The 1,633-nt window shown below is 64.1% G+C and carries 1 protein-coding gene; it reads left to right on the top strand.

The features are described 5' to 3' along the window. Positions 1–401 precede the first annotated feature (401 nt). Positions 402–1,598 (top strand): IS30 family transposase, encoded by a 1,197-nt coding sequence (locus tag ACW2Q0_RS31060; RefSeq protein ID WP_457194485.1) that lies wholly within the window; start codon positions 402–404, stop codon positions 1,596–1,598. The last annotated feature ends 35 nt before the right edge of the window (positions 1,599–1,633 follow it).

The raw sequence follows: 1,633 nt of genomic DNA, 5'->3' as shown, positions 1-1,633 counted from the left end.
CTTGGGTTCACGCGATCGTCGCAACACTCTCGATTTGAGAGGTTGCGGCGATCGTGTCGTTTCTGGAGGATTTGGTCCGGTTTGGTGATCAGTTGGCGCGGCTGGTGGATTCCGGTGTGCCGGTGAAGGATGCGGCGTTGGCGGTGGGGATAACCCGGCAGCGCTGTTATGCGATTTTGCGGGCGAAGGGGTGTGGTGCGGGGAAGACTCGCGGGGCTCGCCGCGCTGTGGATCCGCAGGTGATCTGGTCGGTGTTCGAGTCGAGCGGGTCGGTGAATCAGGCAGCCAAGGCGGCGGGGGTGTCATATTCGGTCGCTCGCCGGATCTTGGTCGAGGCCGGACTGGTCGGTGCGGGCAAGAGGGCGCACGGCAAACCGGAGGCCAAGGCGCGGTTCCTCGAACTGGTCGAGTCCGGCTGGTCGACCGCGCGTGCTGCTCGTGAGGTCGGCGTGCATGAACGTACCGCGCGAGACTGGCGTGCTGGAGTACGCAGGGTCCACAACGCCAGGACCAACGCACGGATCCATTCCGACGGCACGGTCGTGGACTATGCGACCGGGACCCGCTACACATCTTCGGTGACCAAGATCGGCAACGACGCGCCTGCGGTGATCAGCGACCGCTATCTGTCGCTGACCGACCGGCTGGCGATCGCGGACGGCCTGCTCACCGGGCAGTCGTTGACCCAGATCGCCGCCGGGATCGGCAAGCACAAATCGACGGTGTCGCGCGAGGTCAGTGCACACCGGATCGACGGCGTTTACCTGCCCTATCAGGCTGATCGGGCCGCCGCGTCCGACCGGAAACGGCCGAAACAGTCCAAACTGGTCCTCAACCACGCCTTGCGGGAGGTGGTGGGCGAGGGTTTATCGAAGCGGTACTCGCCCGAACAGATCTCCCACCGCCTGCGCAGGGACTTCCCCGACGACGAGAGTATGCGGGTGAGCCACGAAACGATCTATCAGGCACTGTATTTCCAGGCCCGCGGCGGGCTCAAACGCGAAGTGGCCCGAGCGCTTCGGACAGGACGGACCCGACGCAAACCACACCGGGCACCCGATCAGCGCACCCACCGGTTCGTCGATGAGATGATCATGATCAGCGACCGGCCCGCCCAAGTCGAAGACCGTGCGGTGCCCGGCGACTGGGAAGGCGATCTGATCACCGGTGAATACAACAAGACCGCGATCGCCACCCTGGTCGAACGCAGCACCCGCTACACCATGCTGGTTCACCTGCCCCACGGCCACGACGCCGAATCGGTGCGCGACGGGCTCATCAAGACGATCTCGACCCTGCCCGCGCATCTTCGGGGCTCGCTGACCTGGGACCAAGGCAGCGAGATGGCTCGGCACAAACAGTTCTCGATGGCCACCGACATGGCCGTCTACTTCTGCGACCCGGCCAGCCCCTGGCAACGCGGCACCAACGAAAACACCAACGGCCTTCTGCGCCAATACTTTCCGAAAGGCACCGACCTGAGTGTCTACGGACCCGAGGACCTCGAACACGTCGCCCAGGAACTCAACGGACGACCACGCAAAACGCTCGGCTGGGATACCCCAGCCGAGCGTTTACGTGATCTACTCACTGCCTAACACCAGCAGTGTTGCGACGACCCCTAGAAACCAAG

The organism is Nocardia citri (assembly GCF_054065835.1).
This window is presented reverse-complemented; position numbering and strand designations above follow the sequence as displayed.